At 46.9% G+C, this 14,070-nt stretch carries 10 protein-coding genes; 5 read left to right on the top strand and 5 right to left on the bottom strand.

Going from position 1 to position 14,070, the window contains the following annotated elements; all coding sequences use genetic code 11:
* Positions 1-33: 33 nt before the first annotated feature.
* A complete protein-coding gene (locus PJF56_RS11665; RefSeq protein WP_283762847.1) occupies positions 34-354 on the bottom strand; it encodes an FmdB family zinc ribbon protein in 321 nt (106 codons plus the stop codon).
* Between the two features lie 241 nt (positions 355-595).
* Between PJF56_RS11665 and PJF56_RS11670 the strand changes: the two genes are divergently transcribed.
* Positions 596-1,666, top strand: a complete 1,071-nt coding sequence (locus PJF56_RS11670) for a CHAD domain-containing protein (RefSeq protein ID WP_283762848.1) — start codon at positions 596-598, stop codon at positions 1,664-1,666.
* A gap of 183 nt (positions 1,667-1,849) precedes the next feature.
* On the opposite strand, the gene dndD is transcribed toward PJF56_RS11670, so the two are convergent.
* Both dndD and dndC read right to left on the bottom strand, forming a co-directional pair.
* Positions 1,850-3,871 carry a DNA sulfur modification protein DndD gene (dndD, locus tag PJF56_RS11675; RefSeq protein WP_283762849.1) on the bottom strand — a complete coding sequence of 674 codons (2,022 nt, stop codon included), beginning with the start codon at positions 3,869-3,871 and terminating at the stop codon, positions 1,850-1,852.
* 117 nt (positions 3,872-3,988) lie between these two features.
* Positions 3,989-5,659, bottom strand: a complete 1,671-nt coding sequence (gene dndC, locus PJF56_RS11680; RefSeq protein ID WP_283762850.1) for a DNA phosphorothioation system sulfurtransferase DndC — start codon at positions 5,657-5,659, stop codon at positions 3,989-3,991.
* A gap of 85 nt (positions 5,660-5,744) precedes the next feature.
* On the opposite strand from dndC, the gene PJF56_RS11685 reads away from it, so the two are divergent.
* Complete coding sequence (locus PJF56_RS11685; protein WP_283762851.1) at positions 5,745-6,938, top strand: DNA sulfur modification protein DndB; 1,194 nt, start codon at positions 5,745-5,747, stop codon at positions 6,936-6,938.
* Between the two features lie 61 nt (positions 6,939-6,999).
* On the opposite strand, the gene PJF56_RS11690 is transcribed toward PJF56_RS11685, so the two are convergent.
* On the bottom strand, positions 7,000-8,016 hold the full coding sequence (locus tag PJF56_RS11690) for a DNA sulfur modification protein DndB (protein WP_283762852.1): 1,017 nt from the start codon (positions 8,014-8,016) through the stop codon (positions 7,000-7,002).
* A 337-nt stretch (positions 8,017-8,353) separates the two neighbouring features.
* Here PJF56_RS11690 and PJF56_RS11695 point away from each other — a divergent pair, with 337 nt between their 5' ends.
* The 3 genes from PJF56_RS11695 to PJF56_RS11705 all read left to right on the top strand — a co-directional run bounded on the left by PJF56_RS11695 (position 8,354) and on the right by PJF56_RS11705 (position 11,775).
* Positions 8,354-9,868 (top strand): DGQHR domain-containing protein, encoded by a 1,515-nt coding sequence (locus tag PJF56_RS11695; RefSeq protein WP_283762853.1) that lies wholly within the window; start codon positions 8,354-8,356, stop codon positions 9,866-9,868.
* An 87-nt stretch (positions 9,869-9,955) separates the two neighbouring features.
* Positions 9,956-11,137: a helix-turn-helix domain-containing protein gene (locus PJF56_RS11700; RefSeq protein ID WP_283762854.1), complete on the top strand. Its 1,182-nt coding sequence runs from the start codon at positions 9,956-9,958 to the stop codon at positions 11,135-11,137.
* 5 nt (positions 11,138-11,142) lie between these two features.
* Positions 11,143-11,775, top strand: coding sequence for a hypothetical protein (locus PJF56_RS11705; protein WP_283762855.1), 633 nt, complete (start codon positions 11,143-11,145; stop codon positions 11,773-11,775).
* Positions 11,776-11,835: 60 nt separating this feature from the next.
* Here PJF56_RS11705 and PJF56_RS11710 read toward each other — a convergent pair whose 3' ends face one another.
* Positions 11,836-14,064 (bottom strand): ComEC/Rec2 family competence protein, encoded by a 2,229-nt coding sequence (locus PJF56_RS11710; RefSeq protein WP_283762856.1) that lies wholly within the window; start codon positions 14,062-14,064, stop codon positions 11,836-11,838.
* Positions 14,065-14,070 lie beyond the last annotated feature (6 nt).

Consider the following 14,070-nt stretch of genomic DNA (forward strand, 5'->3'; position numbering starts at 1 on the left):
GATATTAATGGTTCATTGTTCATTGCTAAACAATTACTCATTACCAGAATTTGGTGTTTTGTTGCGATAGTAAATCGGATCTTCTCCGTCTTTAGCGGTGACGTTTTCATAAACGCCGTCATCTCGCTTGACTAATTTACTAAAGCCTAAATTTTTATAATCATTATTGCTCGTGGGAACACTAAGCATGGGAGCGCTCAACAAACGGCGCACGGGTGCATCTAAGGGTGTGTCTTCAGTATCGATCTGGGCGAGTTCACACAGTTTGCCCCAAGTTTCGATGGTTTGATTGAGGGAATGAAAGACTTCGACCCGGCGATTATTACTAGGGCAGAAATAATCGTAGAGAGGCATAAGATTCCGTAAATTGAGAAAAAGGTTAATCTATTGTTTAGTGTATAGGGGTTAGGGTCAGATTTCAAGAGATTGATGGGTTGATCGCACAGAAAAGCGCTATATTCAACAGAGGCGATCTTAAGTTTATGAAGTTTTGAGAATTAAAACAACTTAGAGGGTTTAAGCGTGTTATAATAATGTGTTTTAGTTGAACACCCTAGAGGGGTGAAGCGATCGTTTAATTTTAGGGGCACAGACCATGATTCAACAGCGACACTCTCAGACGCAACATTTAAGAGATTGGGCTTATCTGGGGATGGAAAAATATTTCCGCAAAGCGATCGCCTATGAACAGAAAGTATTAGCCGACCAAGATCCCGAAGATTTACACCAGATGCGCGTGGGAATGCGACGCTTACGCAGTGCAGTCAGTGGTTTTGCTCCCATTTTAGACTTACCACCCCAGGTTAGTAACAAGAAGATCGGCAAAATAGCCAGAATTCTCGGAGAGTTGCGAGACTTAGATGTACTGCAAGAAGCTCTGCAAGCGTATCAACCCCAATTAAAAGCTAAGGAAAAACCCTTACTAGAGAAGGCATTGAAAAAAACATCCAAACGGCGCTCTAAGGCTTTCCAAAAGGTGAAAAAGCTCCTTCAGGGTAAGACCTATCAGAAATTTAAGCAGTCTGTACAAGCATGGTTGCAAGAGCCACACTATCAGCAGTGGGCAGAGTTATCAATCAATAGTGTATTACCGGATCTCTTGTTACCTTACATCAATCAATTGTTGCTGCATCCCGCTTGGTGGGTTGGGGTAACCATAGATCGAGATAAAATTAAGCGGCAAACCCGGTTAACCCTCAAAAGCGCTGAAGCGCAGATTGCCCAACACGGGGAAGGGTTGCACGATCTGCGGAAACAAGCAAAACGGGTGCGCTATCAAATGAGCTTGTTTAGACAGCATTATGGCCCGGTTTACCAAGAATATGTGCAAGAGATTAAACAAATTCAGGAGGTATTAGGTACGATCCAAGATACTTTGGTTTTGGAAGGGTTTTTGGATGAAGTGTTACCCTCAGACTGGAGAACAGAAGGGCCGACCTTGGCAAAACTGTTAAGCAAACAGCGTTATGAATGCTGGAAAAAATGGTATAAACTACAGCAGCGATACTTGAGTGAAACCGTGCGTCAAGGGTTACGACACTCAGCGATCAGTCCGTTAATTCAGGTAGCGGTAGGAGAGAACAATACCCTAATTAACAATCAAACATCAGAGGAGATCGCCCCTGGTCAGACAAAAAACCATCATCACCGGCAAGATAAAAACTAATATCAATCCAGTTTCCGCAAGCGGACATGAAAATGGGTTAACAAGGGGGCAAGATGCCCGCATTCCTAAAACTTTTACAGCGCTTCGCGCGGTAATGAGGTACAGTCGGAAAAGATCCCCCAAACCCCCTTAAAAAGGTTGCTCTCATCGGCTCAATTGTTGCCAAATCAAATAGAAATGGTATTACCAAAAATAACCGTCTTTAATGGTGGTTTGGCCGTTGGTGGGGTCGTATTTGAGCAGGTATTCGCGGGTAATGGCTTCTTGATTGCGTAGATTTTCGATTTCGGTTTGGGCGATTTCGGTGTCAGTAGAGAGGAGAATCACTTGGTGGGAGGCGCTGGGGAAGTAGCGCTCGATTAGGTTTTGACGGTGGGAGGAGTCGAGGCGACCGAGGGGGGTATCAATGGCGACGGGGAGTTGGCGGCCGGAGACTCTGGCGAGACCCCATAAAAAGGCGATCGCCAACAGTTGCTTTTCTCCGGCCGATAAACGGTGTTTGGGCAGGGGTTTACCTTCGCAATCATACAGAGACAGGCTGTAATCTTCGGTACTGACGACGACGCGGTGAACGAGGTCGGATTTATGCAGGAGGTAGCGGAAGCACTCGGTTACCTGGTTTTCGAGCTTGTTTAGTTTTTTCAGGGTCAGTTTTTCTCGGTATTTTTCCAGTATCGTTTTCACTCTGGCAATGGAGTTGATGATATGGGTGGCGTTTTCCTGAGCCAGAAACTTTTCGCTGTAGTCTTTGAGTTGTTTTTTCACTTCTTCGATGCTGCGCTCAAGGTCTCGGAGTTGACGATGTTTGTATTCTAAATCGATTTCGAGTTTGGTCTTTTTGTCGTTGGCTCGTTCTTTGGCTTCCCTTAATTCTTGATAGCGTTCGGGAGAGGCGGCGACGGTAAGTTTGCGCTCGACATCCATCAGTTGCCGTTCTAACTTTTCCAGATATTTGGATTCTGCTTGGGCTTTTTCCCGTTGGCTGGAAATATCGTAGGCGATCAGTTTTTCTAGGGTTTCCAGTTCTTCGGGGGTGGCGTGCAGCCAGGTATTTTCGGGGGGTAAGATTTCCTGTTCTAAATGGTGGTAATCTTGCTGTAAAAAGGATTGAATATCTGTAGTTTGGGACTGGGCAAGTTGCAGGGTTTGCAGATAATCGAGTAAACGCCGATCGCGCTCCTGAATGCGATCGCGGGAAATTTGCGCTTTTAAGGACTCCTGTTCCGCTTTTCCTTGGGCGATCGCCTGCTCCATCAAGGGTTCAATCAGACTCAGGGGTAAGGAAGTAGCAGCTAAATTCACCAGTGCGTCGCGAGTCTGCTGGATTTTCGCCTCTTCGCTTTTTCTCTGTAAATCAAGCTGATGGCGTTCGGCCGCGATTTTTCCCCCTTCGGAGACAAACTCATTTTCGGCTTCTTTAGCCTTGTTAATCGCCCGTTTGAGCATATGTTCTGTATTTTTGATCTCTTGGGTAATGCGCTCCTTCTCCCCGTCATATCCCTTGAGTTTGCGGTCAATTTCCTCTAAATTACCCAATTCCTGCTTATCGGCGATCTGCTTTTGCTGACGACGGGAGAGGATGTCTAAGTCGGTGTCCAGGCGATCGGCTAATTCTAACCCCAATAAAGACTGAATCGCCTGCACCACTAAGGGAGGGGGAGCATCAAGATCGGCCAATTCTTTCACCTGTTCCCCATCAAATAAAAACAGATTGGAAATACCCAAAGGTAACAGGTTTTCGATATAATCATCCCAAGTATCTCTAAGGGTATTTTCCGGAAATTCACCATTCAAAATCCCCAAAGTATCCTTACTATCTTGCTTTGTCCAATAGCGGATAATTCGCAGTTGCGTATGGAATTGAGATTCTGGGTCATCGGGGTTGAGGGTGTCGGTTTTGGCGATTTTGCTGCTATCCCCAGAAATAATCTGCACCAAAAGTTCTAATCGGGTTTTTTCTGAGTCTGGAGTATGGCGATTAATGCATTGCTTGAGAAAGTTACTATAACTGAGATTTCCTCGCGTGGAACATTCGGCTCGATGACCATAGAGGACTAAGCGAATGGCATCCATGAGGGTCGTTTTTCCGCCCCCATTCATTCCCCCTAAGAGGAGGATGGGTTTACCCTCGTTGGGGCGCAGGTTGAGGACTTGTCTACCCCTGTAGGGGCCGAAGTTTTCTAATACGAGTTCGAGGAAGATCATAAATCAATTAACAATTAACAATTAAATATGGTTGTGCCCTCTCCCTATATCCCTCTCCCACGGGGAGAGGGACTTTACCCCCTTCTCCTGTGGGAGAAGGGGGCAGGGGGATGAGGGCTAATCCTTCTGAGCAGAAGAACCAAACTTAAACTCTCCCCAACCTAAACTGAGTTGTTCACTTGCAGGTGGGGGTTCGGGTTTGGGTTGGTTGTCGGGATGGTTAGGATCGGCTTTTTCGGGGTTTTTAATGATCTCTTCGACTTTCTCCGCGTCCCCTTTTAAAACGGCAGTTTTGATGGCTCGTTGAAAATGGGCCTGTTGAATGGCTTTTTCTCGTTCGCGAGAACTGATTTCAAAGCATTTGCTCAGAGCCTCATAAATGCCGGAGCGACTGCTTTTGTTTTGATATTGGCGCTCGGTATTCAGGAGTCTGGCGAGTAGCTCGAATTCCATGGAGTCCTTATCGGTGACCTCTTCGAGAACGCTCCATTCGTCTAAACCGAGGAGGGTGCGATCGCCTTCTGGACGGCGATCGATGAATTCCTCTCCCGTAACTTCTTGATAAATTTGGGGTAAGCTATCTTCAAATTCATGTTTTTCTTCTAGCCAAATGCGGCGAATTTCGCTCAATTCTTCCGGAGTAATCAAGGTTATTTCTCCCATTTCTGGCGGTGCAGTTTGCCGAATTTGTACCTGTGCTTGGAGCAGTCGTCTGAGCAGGTATTCCCGCCATTCTTTCTTATAAGGGCCGGGAATGGGCTGGAGTTCGGTTGATGGATTTTTTTGACGATCGGGTTGTTTATCATCCGTTTCAACTTTGCGTTCAAACAGTTCGACTTTTCCATAAATACGCCGAAAATCTCGTTTATCGCGATCGCTTTTTGTATCCAGTTCATTGCGCAGATCTAAAAGCGGTTGCAACCATTCCTTTTCTTCATCATTTTGGATCATGGCTTCCATGGATTTATCCTTGTTCACCATGGTACAAACCCAGCATCCAAAGCGAGAACTTCCACAACTGGGGGTTGAGGTATCGACGACTAGGGGGCATTCGTTATCGGCAGTTGCTCCCCGATACATGGAAAAGAGGTCTTTGTTATTGATTCCCCAAGGATTTTCCCATTGCATGAGGTACATCCAAACTTCATCAGTTCGCCAATCTTCAATTGGACTGTATACTAGAGAGTTAGGTAAACGAGAGTTAGGGCTTAACCTTTCACGTATTCTACCTTCTTCATACTTTTCCATCACTGATGCACGAATAGAGCTTTCAGCTTTACGAATTCCTAAAACAACAATAGTTTCACCATACGTTCTAATTACGTCTCGGATAAAAGAGTTAACTGGCTGAATTTTCATTCTATCTGTACACCACCGAAAACCTGGGCGAGGCGCAGGATATCCTTTCCCAAGCAAACAAACCCAAAAACTATCTTTGAAATTCGGATAAAGTAAGTGAGCTTCAATCGGCATTTGCTGCTCTTTTGCTGACTTTCTCATGTTTCTGATCGATTCTTTTACCCAAGCAGCAACAATCGGATTTTCAACTAGGGTATCTGTGGTGATCGCATGAACTGTTTTAGTTCTGCGCTCTATCGGTAATCTGGATAAGGCATTCCAGATAAGCTGTAAAATTACGGTTGAATCCTTACCACCACTGTATCCTATCACCCAAGGAATTTCATCAAGACAGTAAAGATTCTGAATTTCCTCGATGAGTTTCTCAATCGTAATGATAAACTCATCGACGGTACGCTGTGGCAAGAGTGAAGGCTTAGTCGCTGTCATGATGATCCGTGTTTCCCCAGTTGATTATGTCACTAATTATGTGTTACCATGTAACTATAGTGATCTTTCGTAACAAGTTAGTTGTATGGTTCAAAATACAGATCATAACACTGAGGATGAATTAGATCTCAATAAAGTTATCAATCCTTACCTGGCTGAACATCATCGCGATCGGTGCTACCCTGCCTTGATTTTTAACCAAGGAAATCGGCAGATGCTACAAATTAATGTTCCAGCCCATGATCTTCCTACTCTCTTACAGGCAAAACACTCTACTGATAACAATCCTGACTCTGGCAAAAACCGCCCTGAAGTCCCAGGGCATGTCAATGAGATTAAAGACTATATTCGAGAAAGAGTGACAAGAAATCGGCCCTGGGTATTAGGTACAATAACAGCTAATGTTGATCCTTCCGAGATTAAGGTTATTCACTTAGGTCGTGGAGTTGGTCTAGCAGTTATCCCCAGAAATGTCAAGTTAGATATTACTGATGGACAGCATAGAATTAGAGCTATTGATGAGTTGGCTAGAAGTCCAGAAAATAGCTTAATTGGTGATGACGACTTTCCCATTACGCTTATACTAGAGCCAGAATTTAAGCAATGCCAAACTGATTTTCGGGATATGGCACAAACTAGACAGTTGGATAAGTCATTACTATTATCATTTGGGGAATTTGAAGGACGTATTGGAATTACTAAAAGTATAATTGAATCTGTTCCAATGTTTGCCCATAAAACGGAAAAGATAAAAGGTAGTCCTTCTACTAACAAAAAGCTTATATACACAATCAACTACCTCGTTAAGTTTGTTAGTTGTGCTTTTACAGATGATGCAAATAAAGAACTACTTGGCTATGATGTCGAAAAGTCCTCTAATGCTCTGATTTCTTGTTGCAACTACTTTTTCTCAAACTGTAGAAACACAAAAGAAATTTTTGAAAAAGACATCAGAGAGTTAACGACTGAAGATGTGGGTAAATTCAAAGATAACTGTATTTTAGGTCGAAGTGTTGGATTAGAAGTGTTAGGGCGCTTATTACATTACACTTATGATAAAGATAATAATATTTTTGATGAAAATCATGTTTTTAAGCTTTCTCAATTAGATTGGTCAACAGGAAGTAATCTATGGAATGGAAGTATTGTCAAAGTCGATCCTAATCCCAAAAATCCAACTAAACCCTACAAAATTGCTGCAAGTATGAATCTTGTGAAGATTGCAGTTAATGAAGTTAAGGAGCAATTAGGGTGGCTTGATCATACTCCACTGTTCTAAACGACTCTAAATTCTTAATTCTGATTCCATGTCATGAGTGAGATTAACCTCCTAAACTGACTCATGTTTCCAAAAACCCCATCAAATAGTCGCGCATCCAAACCCTAGTGGTAGCAGAAACCGGAAAGCGTCCCTTAATGATAATCGAATCTTGCCAAACCGGGTTAGCCACCGACCAATCCACCGCCGCCAAACCCTGTAAGTAAATTTCCCAAGACTCCGGGTACAGAGACAACAGGGTAACCCCTACCTCTGCTAACCCGAAAAAGGCGATCGCCTGACAACACACATAATGCTCCCTAACTTCCCACGCCCTCAACTCCCCCGTCAACACCGATCGCCAAACTGGTATCACCTCCCCTATCCCCCGCCAAAATAACACCGCTTGCGCCACAGTCACCCCCCGATCGAGCATATGCTGTATTGCCGGATACACCATCGACAGGGTAAACAGCTTACCTGACTTCGCCCCTAAGCGGCTCCGTTCCAGATCGGTTAACTCCCGTAAATTTCGCACATTGCGAACAACTTCTAATACCCAACGGTTGCCCCATTGCCGATGGTTATACAACCACCCCAACCCCGGATCGAGAGCTATGCTATGGCAATTGAGATCGTAAAACATTTGCTGCGATCGCTCCAATCCCATCGCCAAAAAGAAACACACCGCGATCGTCTCATATCCCAGCTCTGGATGCTCCTGTAATGCCCATTCCAGCGCCATCCGACGATGCCACCCATCATTAATGGTTAACGTGGCATCCATGGGCACATACAAGCGCCCCATCTTCCAATCTTCCCCTTCCTCACTCACCGGTTCAAACCGCGTATCCCCATCAATAGCCACCGTCAGCGCCGGTAAAATATAGCTGTCTAAATTGTCTAAAATATAACGGCATAAACTCCTGATCCGAGACCGAGAAGGCGATCGCCCCACCCGCAACACCGGATCGCTCTCCCCCATCCCCACCGGGAATAGCTTCGGTAAAAACCGCAGAGGACACATCGATGTATAATACTCATCTCCCCCCTGAATCCCCCGAACCACTGGTAGCACATACTCAAACGCCGTCAACATCACCCTTTCCCCCCGCGACTCCTCCAGTATGACACACTTTTTAAAAAGTTGAGTCAGTTTTAGAAAACTTATTGCCCCTCTATCCCTCTCCCCAGGGGAGGGACTTTGAACCCCCTTCTCCCGTGGGAGAAGGGGGCAGGGGGAAGAGGGCGTATCTTCCCGCAGGTGTTGCCCTCTCCCTCTATCCCTCTCCCCAGGGAGAGGGACTTTGAACCCCCTTCTCCCGTGGGAGAAGGGGGCAGGGGGAAGAGGGCAAACCAGCCAACATCAATGAGATAATCAACCTTAACCCCAATTTTTAATTTTTAATTTCTAATTTTTAATTTTTAATTCCCCCATGACCATTCTCGACCCACTCCCACCCCACCAACTCCTCGTCCAAAAAACCCAAATGGGACAAAGCCAAGCCTACCTCGCCTCCGTCACCCTCGAATGGCTCTCTAACCATGTCCGGTTTGCTCACCAACTCCCCCTCTTTCAACACAAATTCGACCCCCAAACCCACAACCCCATCCGGGATGCTGAAACCATCGAACACCTACAACAGCGCCCCCTTGACTGGTCGCGCCAAGCCCCCCTAGCCCAATATCTAGCTGTCCGTCCCAACCACAAATTCCCCCCCATCCTCGCCGTTGTCAGTCCTCCCTGGGTCGATGAACCCCATGCCCCCGAATGGGACGGAGAAGATCGGGCTACGGAGTCCGCCGCCCAATTTACTCCCCTCAACCGCGACCAAACCCTGGGCCTACTGAACCTCGATCGCAGTATCTCCCTTTTTGCCCTCGATGGCCAACATCGGCTCATGGGTATCCAAGGACTGATGGAACTGATCCGCACCGGTTCCCTACCCAAATACAAGAAAAACAGAAAGCCCACCGGCTCCAACATTACGGCTGAAGACCTCTATCAGCACTACCCCATCACCCCCAGCCAACTGCAAAACCTAGGCCAAGAAACCATCGGCCTGGAAATTATGCCCGCCGTCCTGCCTGGGGAAACCCGCGACCAAGCCAGGGGGCGCATTCGCTCGATTTTTGTCCATGTCAACCTGATGGCGGTGCGCCTGAGTGCCGGTCAACTGGCGCTTCTGAATGAAGATGACGGCTTCTCTATTGTCGCCCGTCGTCTCGCGGTTAACCATCCTCTACTGAAGGCAGAGAGCGATCGCCACCCTAGAGTCAACTTTGACAGCGCCACCGTCTCCACCAAATCCACCGTTCTGACTACTCTCCCCGCCCTCAAAGACATGGCTCAAGCCTATCTCCAGCATCCCTATCCCCACTGGAAACCCACGGAAAAAGGACTGATTCCCCTGCGCCCGGAAGACGAGGAACTCGATGAGGCGATCGCCACCTTTTCCACCCTCTTCGACCACCTGGCCAACCTCCCCAGCTACCAAGCTTTAGAAATGGGTACTTTGAGTACCGACCTACGCCGGTTCAGCTTTGAAAGCCATGATGGCCAAGGCCATATGCTCTTCCGTCCCGTGGGTCAAATCGCCCTCGTTCGGGCGATCGGTATCCTCGTTTACCAACACCACCTCAGCCTCACCCCCATCTTCACTCAACTCTGCGCCTATGATGCCCAAGGGGGCTTCAGTCACATCGATCACCCCGAATCTCTCTGGTACGGTATCCTTTTTAACCCCACCAAAAAGCGCATCCAAGTCTCCGGCCGGGATCTAGCCACCCGTTTGCTGATCCACCTAATCAACGACACCCCCGACACCTTAGATCGGGCCCAACTGCGCCAAGACCTAGCCAACGCCCGCACCTTCCAAGACAAAGCCCTCAGCTTCGACGGTAAATTAGTTCACCCGCGCCAATTACGTCTACCGGGGCAATTGGGGTAATGGGGGAATGGGGAGATGGGCGATCGCCTCAAATTTGTTAAAATAATAAGCTGACACCGCAAAAATAACAAATCGTTAAAAATGTATATGAGCCATCAACCTGAATTGCTTTTAGGGCGATCGCTTCGTCAAGCCCGTGAATTAGCCCAATTGTCCCAAACCGAAGCCGCCCAAAAACTCCGTATTACCCCTGCCGCTCTCAGCCAATACGAGAGCGGGAAGCGACGCATAGAGGCTCTCATACTCGATCGCTTGGCCCATTTATACGGTGTTCCAGTCACGTACTTTTTTGACGATAATAATCACCAAAACCCCTTACCTCATTGGGAAACCCATTTAAGAAGAATGGCTCAGGATCTATCGCCAGAAGCTAAAGCCGGAATTACCCAATTAATTCAAATCATTCATCAACTCGAACAACTGTATCAGATTACCCATACTCCATTGCCCGTAAACGGCGATCGCCCCCTACACCACCCCTTTCCCCCACTCTCTCAGAGCCAATATTCCAACGATCAAATCGCTCAATACGCCCAAAAAGTGCGCCGCCACTTTAACTTAGGCATGGCTCCCCTGCACTATTTAAAAACATTTCTTGAGACTCAAGGATATCCAGTATTTTCCGTTCCCCTTGGTGGAGGAAATAATTCACTCACCGGACTGTTTTTGTGCCATCCCACATTAGGAGCCATCCTTGTCATCAACGAGAAGCAATCTTATACCCGCTTTCCTTTCCTCCTCAGCCATGAAATAGCCCACTGTTTCTTTCACTGGGATCGCTATGCCGTCCTCTGTCCCTTGAACAGCAACGATCCCCAAGAACAATTTGCCGATCGCTTTGCCTCCTACTTTCTCATTCCTCCCGAAGGATTACAGGAATTACTAGATACTATGGGTATCAAAACTGTCAAATATCCCGAAGAAGTCATTCACATTGCCCGATACTTTGGGGTAAGTTATGGGGATACCTTGCATCGATTAGGCGGCGATCGTAAACTCGGAGTATCCAAAGAACACTTTAAGGGAGTAAAACCCGTCGCCTTAGCCACATCTTTAGGCTATAGTTACTTACCCAATTCATTCGAGATCCGTCCCCTCCCCCCTGAAGAGCGTCTTCCCAGAATCTTTTTAGAATTAAGCCATAAAGCCCTCAATCAAAACTTGCTCTCTCTCAGGCGCGTCGCTGAAATTCTAGGCATTAGCGATCTAGAATTAGAAGATCGACTCAATGAAGAATCCCTAGAAGTTCCAGAAGAAATTTATGCCTAAAGTTTATGACTCAATTTGTTCTGGACACCGTAGTTTTGCGGGTCTTCGCTTTTTCTCATCCCCAAGGCATTGACATTCTTTTAGAAGCCCTGAATACCCCTCAAGCCATTTTCCCCTCTGAAGTCTTCAATGCTGATGAAAATAACTTACCTCTAACAGAATCTGACCAAAACTTAAGTGAATTAGCCAGAGGATTACGATACGCACGTCGCCAAGTTCAATCACAACCAGAGCTTACCAGAAAACGCTTTCAAATCCGTTTAGAAAACGCCAACCAACTTTATCACCACCTTCAAACCGGTAGCCTTTTAATCACCCCCTTAGAACTCCAAGAAATTCCACGCCGAGAACAACTCATGACCACCCATGGCATTGGTCGGGGTGAATCTGCTTGCTTAACCTTAGCTGAACGCAATACCAGCATTGCCATCTTTTTATCCAGCGACGAAGCTGCCTGTCAAGTTGCACAAATTCTCGGCATTGCCCACTTAACTATTCCCGATATTTTACGCCAATGGATACTTGAGGTTAATCCTACCCTAGAACAATTTCAAGACTTAATCGAGGGCATGAAAAACGCAGCCTTCACCCTCCCAAAACCCATTGACCAAGAGCTAAACCAGCTTTTTGAACTTTGATCTGATTGTAAACCCTCTCCGTGTCCCTCCGTGTCTCCGTGGTTCATCCCCCTCAGTCGATCACAATGCAAAATCATTCCGAGCTTGCACATCAGCAGTGGTGCTAAATCCTCGTTGAGAATTCCATTGAACTGCCCCATCTCTTCCCGTTAAAAACACTGTGCTATTTGTGGCTTTTAATGCGGATAAAATAGCCGGATCGAGATCCTCAGAAAGGGCGATCGCCACCTCTGGCTGTATTTTTTCTATCATTTCCAGCGCCATCCCCTTACCCGACCAAATTAACACAGTCTCCCCAGCATAATCATTACACCAGGACTGCACTTCACAAAAAGCACCCGTAAAACCCCTACCTTCTAACATTAAAAAACGTTTATTTTCCAACTCAAATCCCAAAACCTGCGGATCTAAACTCAAGCCTTCAATGCTCAAGGTTTTCCAGTTTAAACCCTGATTCACCTGCAACAGTTGATAGGTTTCCACCCGCTCCTCAATCTTCTGCTCTACCTGCTCTACAAGGTCACCAATCTGATAAAATCGGCGTATGGGTAAGGTATCCAAAATCCTCAACCATCCCTCAATGGGAGCATTTCCCCCATTGAGCATCACCCCAGCATCCAATTCATTGACCCCCTGAGATTGGAAGAAGGGAATTAGGGTATACTGGGCGACTCCAAAATCTGGCGTATTGACCAAGACAACCTTACCCCGATCCTGAATGGCGATCGCTGGGGTGCGAGTGGCAAACACCGTTACCTGAGACCTATAGGCTTGAGTGTACCATAGGGGAATGACTACGACGGCGATCGCCAAACCGATCCCCATCCCCAGCAGTATTTTAGACTTAATTGGTACTCTCCCCTTTACCCAAAACAAGAGAATCACACCATACAGCACCAGCAACTGAAGCGCCGAAATTTTACCCACTGCTACCGAATTTCCAGGCAGCTCGGTAAACCCATCAATAATCGCCAGAAACGCCACCGTGGGATAATATAAAACACTAGAGACCCAACTCCCCAACAACGGCCAAATCACCGCCATAGAAGCCACCACCATCCCCCCCAGAGTGAGCAGCACCACCAAGGGTAACGTCACCAAATTAACCCAAATTCCATAGGAAGACAGGACAGCAAAATGATACAACTGTAGGGGAAACGTCCAGAGAAAAGCACTGACAGGAACCGCGAATGCAGAGGCGATCGCCGGAGGTAAACCCTCCCAGATTTCCATCAACACCGGAACCGTCACCACTAACCCCAACGTCGCCAAAAAACTCAACTGAAATCCTACATCTTGAATCCATAACGGGTTGACTAAAAGTAACACTGTTGCCGTCAATAATAACGACCCTAAAATATTCACTCGACGGTCTAATAACGTCCCTAAAACCGCCCCAAATCCCATTAACGACGCTCGCAATACCGAAGGTGTAAACCCCGTTAACCCGCTATAGAGAATCAGGGTGATAATCCCCACCCGAAACTGAATTCGCTTCGAGAATCTCTGAGTTAAAGTTAACACAAATCCCAGCAACAACGACACATGAAACCCAGAGGCCGCCAACACATGAGCGAGTCCCACCTGAATAAAATTATCCCGGATATCAAAGGGTAAATCTACCGCTCGACGACCCAGCACCATGGAACTGATGACTATTCCTTCCGGCACATCCAACCCCTGCACCAGGGAGCGCAAAATACGCTGACGCACCCACCACCAGCCCCAGGAACCCTGATTTACATCAAATTTGACAGTTTCAGCACTCAGCCCCATAAACATCCCCTGATGGGCTAAATAGTGCCGAAAATCAAACCCTCCGGGGATACTCGATCGTTGTGGTTCATACAGTCTTCCCCTAACTTCTACCTGATATCCCGGATGTAATCCCGTCGCTTGCAATAAGGGAACAGTGGTGTAGAACTTTCCCTGAACAGGCCGATCTTCAATCTGACTGACCTTGAGTGTAAACCGGATACGGTGCGATCGCGTTAACTGAGGTTCACTGAGTACCTTTCCCTGCACCGTCACCGGTTGACCGATCCAAGGGCTGAAGTCTATTTCTGGAGGTTGGGGCGTGCGAAAACTAAAATAAAAACTGGCTATAAACCCCAGAATTCCCGCCAGTAACCACATCCCAGACTTGGGCCCCATCCGCCAATATCGAGGAATACTAAACGCGGCGATCGCCCCCAAAACCAGCATCCCATAACTTCCCCCAGGAACCGGAACCAGAAGCAACCCCATAATATAAGCCAGACACAACAGCACACCGCTCGTCCGGGACATAGCAAA

This window comes from Roseofilum halophilum BLCC-M91, from assembly GCF_030068445.1.
In the GTDB taxonomy this organism is placed as follows: domain Bacteria; phylum Cyanobacteriota; class Cyanobacteriia; order Cyanobacteriales; family Desertifilaceae; genus Roseofilum; species Roseofilum halophilum.

What these genes read in the sequence shown, in the direction of transcription:
- dndD (WP_283762849.1), bottom strand. Translation starts at nt 3,871, where the DNA reads ATGATCTTCCTCGAACTCGTATTAGAAAACTTCGGCCCCTACAGGGGT.
- PJF56_RS11695 (WP_283762853.1), top strand. Translation starts at nt 8,354, where the DNA reads ATGACCATTCTCGACCCACTCCCACCCCACCAACTCCTCGTCCAAAAA.
- PJF56_RS11670 (WP_283762848.1), top strand. Translation starts at nt 596, where the DNA reads ATGATTCAACAGCGACACTCTCAGACGCAACATTTAAGAGATTGGGCT.
- PJF56_RS11710 (WP_283762856.1), bottom strand. Translation starts at nt 14,064, where the DNA reads ATGTCCCGGACGAGCGGTGTGCTGTTGTGTCTGGCTTATATTATGGGG.
- PJF56_RS11690 (WP_283762852.1), bottom strand. Translation starts at nt 8,016, where the DNA reads ATGTTGACGGCGTTTGAGTATGTGCTACCAGTGGTTCGGGGGATTCAG.
- dndC (WP_283762850.1), bottom strand. Translation starts at nt 5,659, where the DNA reads ATGACAGCGACTAAGCCTTCACTCTTGCCACAGCGTACCGTCGATGAG.
- PJF56_RS11685 (WP_283762851.1), top strand. Translation starts at nt 5,745, where the DNA reads ATGGTTCAAAATACAGATCATAACACTGAGGATGAATTAGATCTCAAT.
- PJF56_RS11705 (WP_283762855.1), top strand. Translation starts at nt 11,143, where the DNA reads ATGACTCAATTTGTTCTGGACACCGTAGTTTTGCGGGTCTTCGCTTTT.
- PJF56_RS11665 (WP_283762847.1), bottom strand. Translation starts at nt 354, where the DNA reads ATGCCTCTCTACGATTATTTCTGCCCTAGTAATAATCGCCGGGTCGAA.
- PJF56_RS11700 (WP_283762854.1), top strand. Translation starts at nt 9,956, where the DNA reads ATGAGCCATCAACCTGAATTGCTTTTAGGGCGATCGCTTCGTCAAGCC.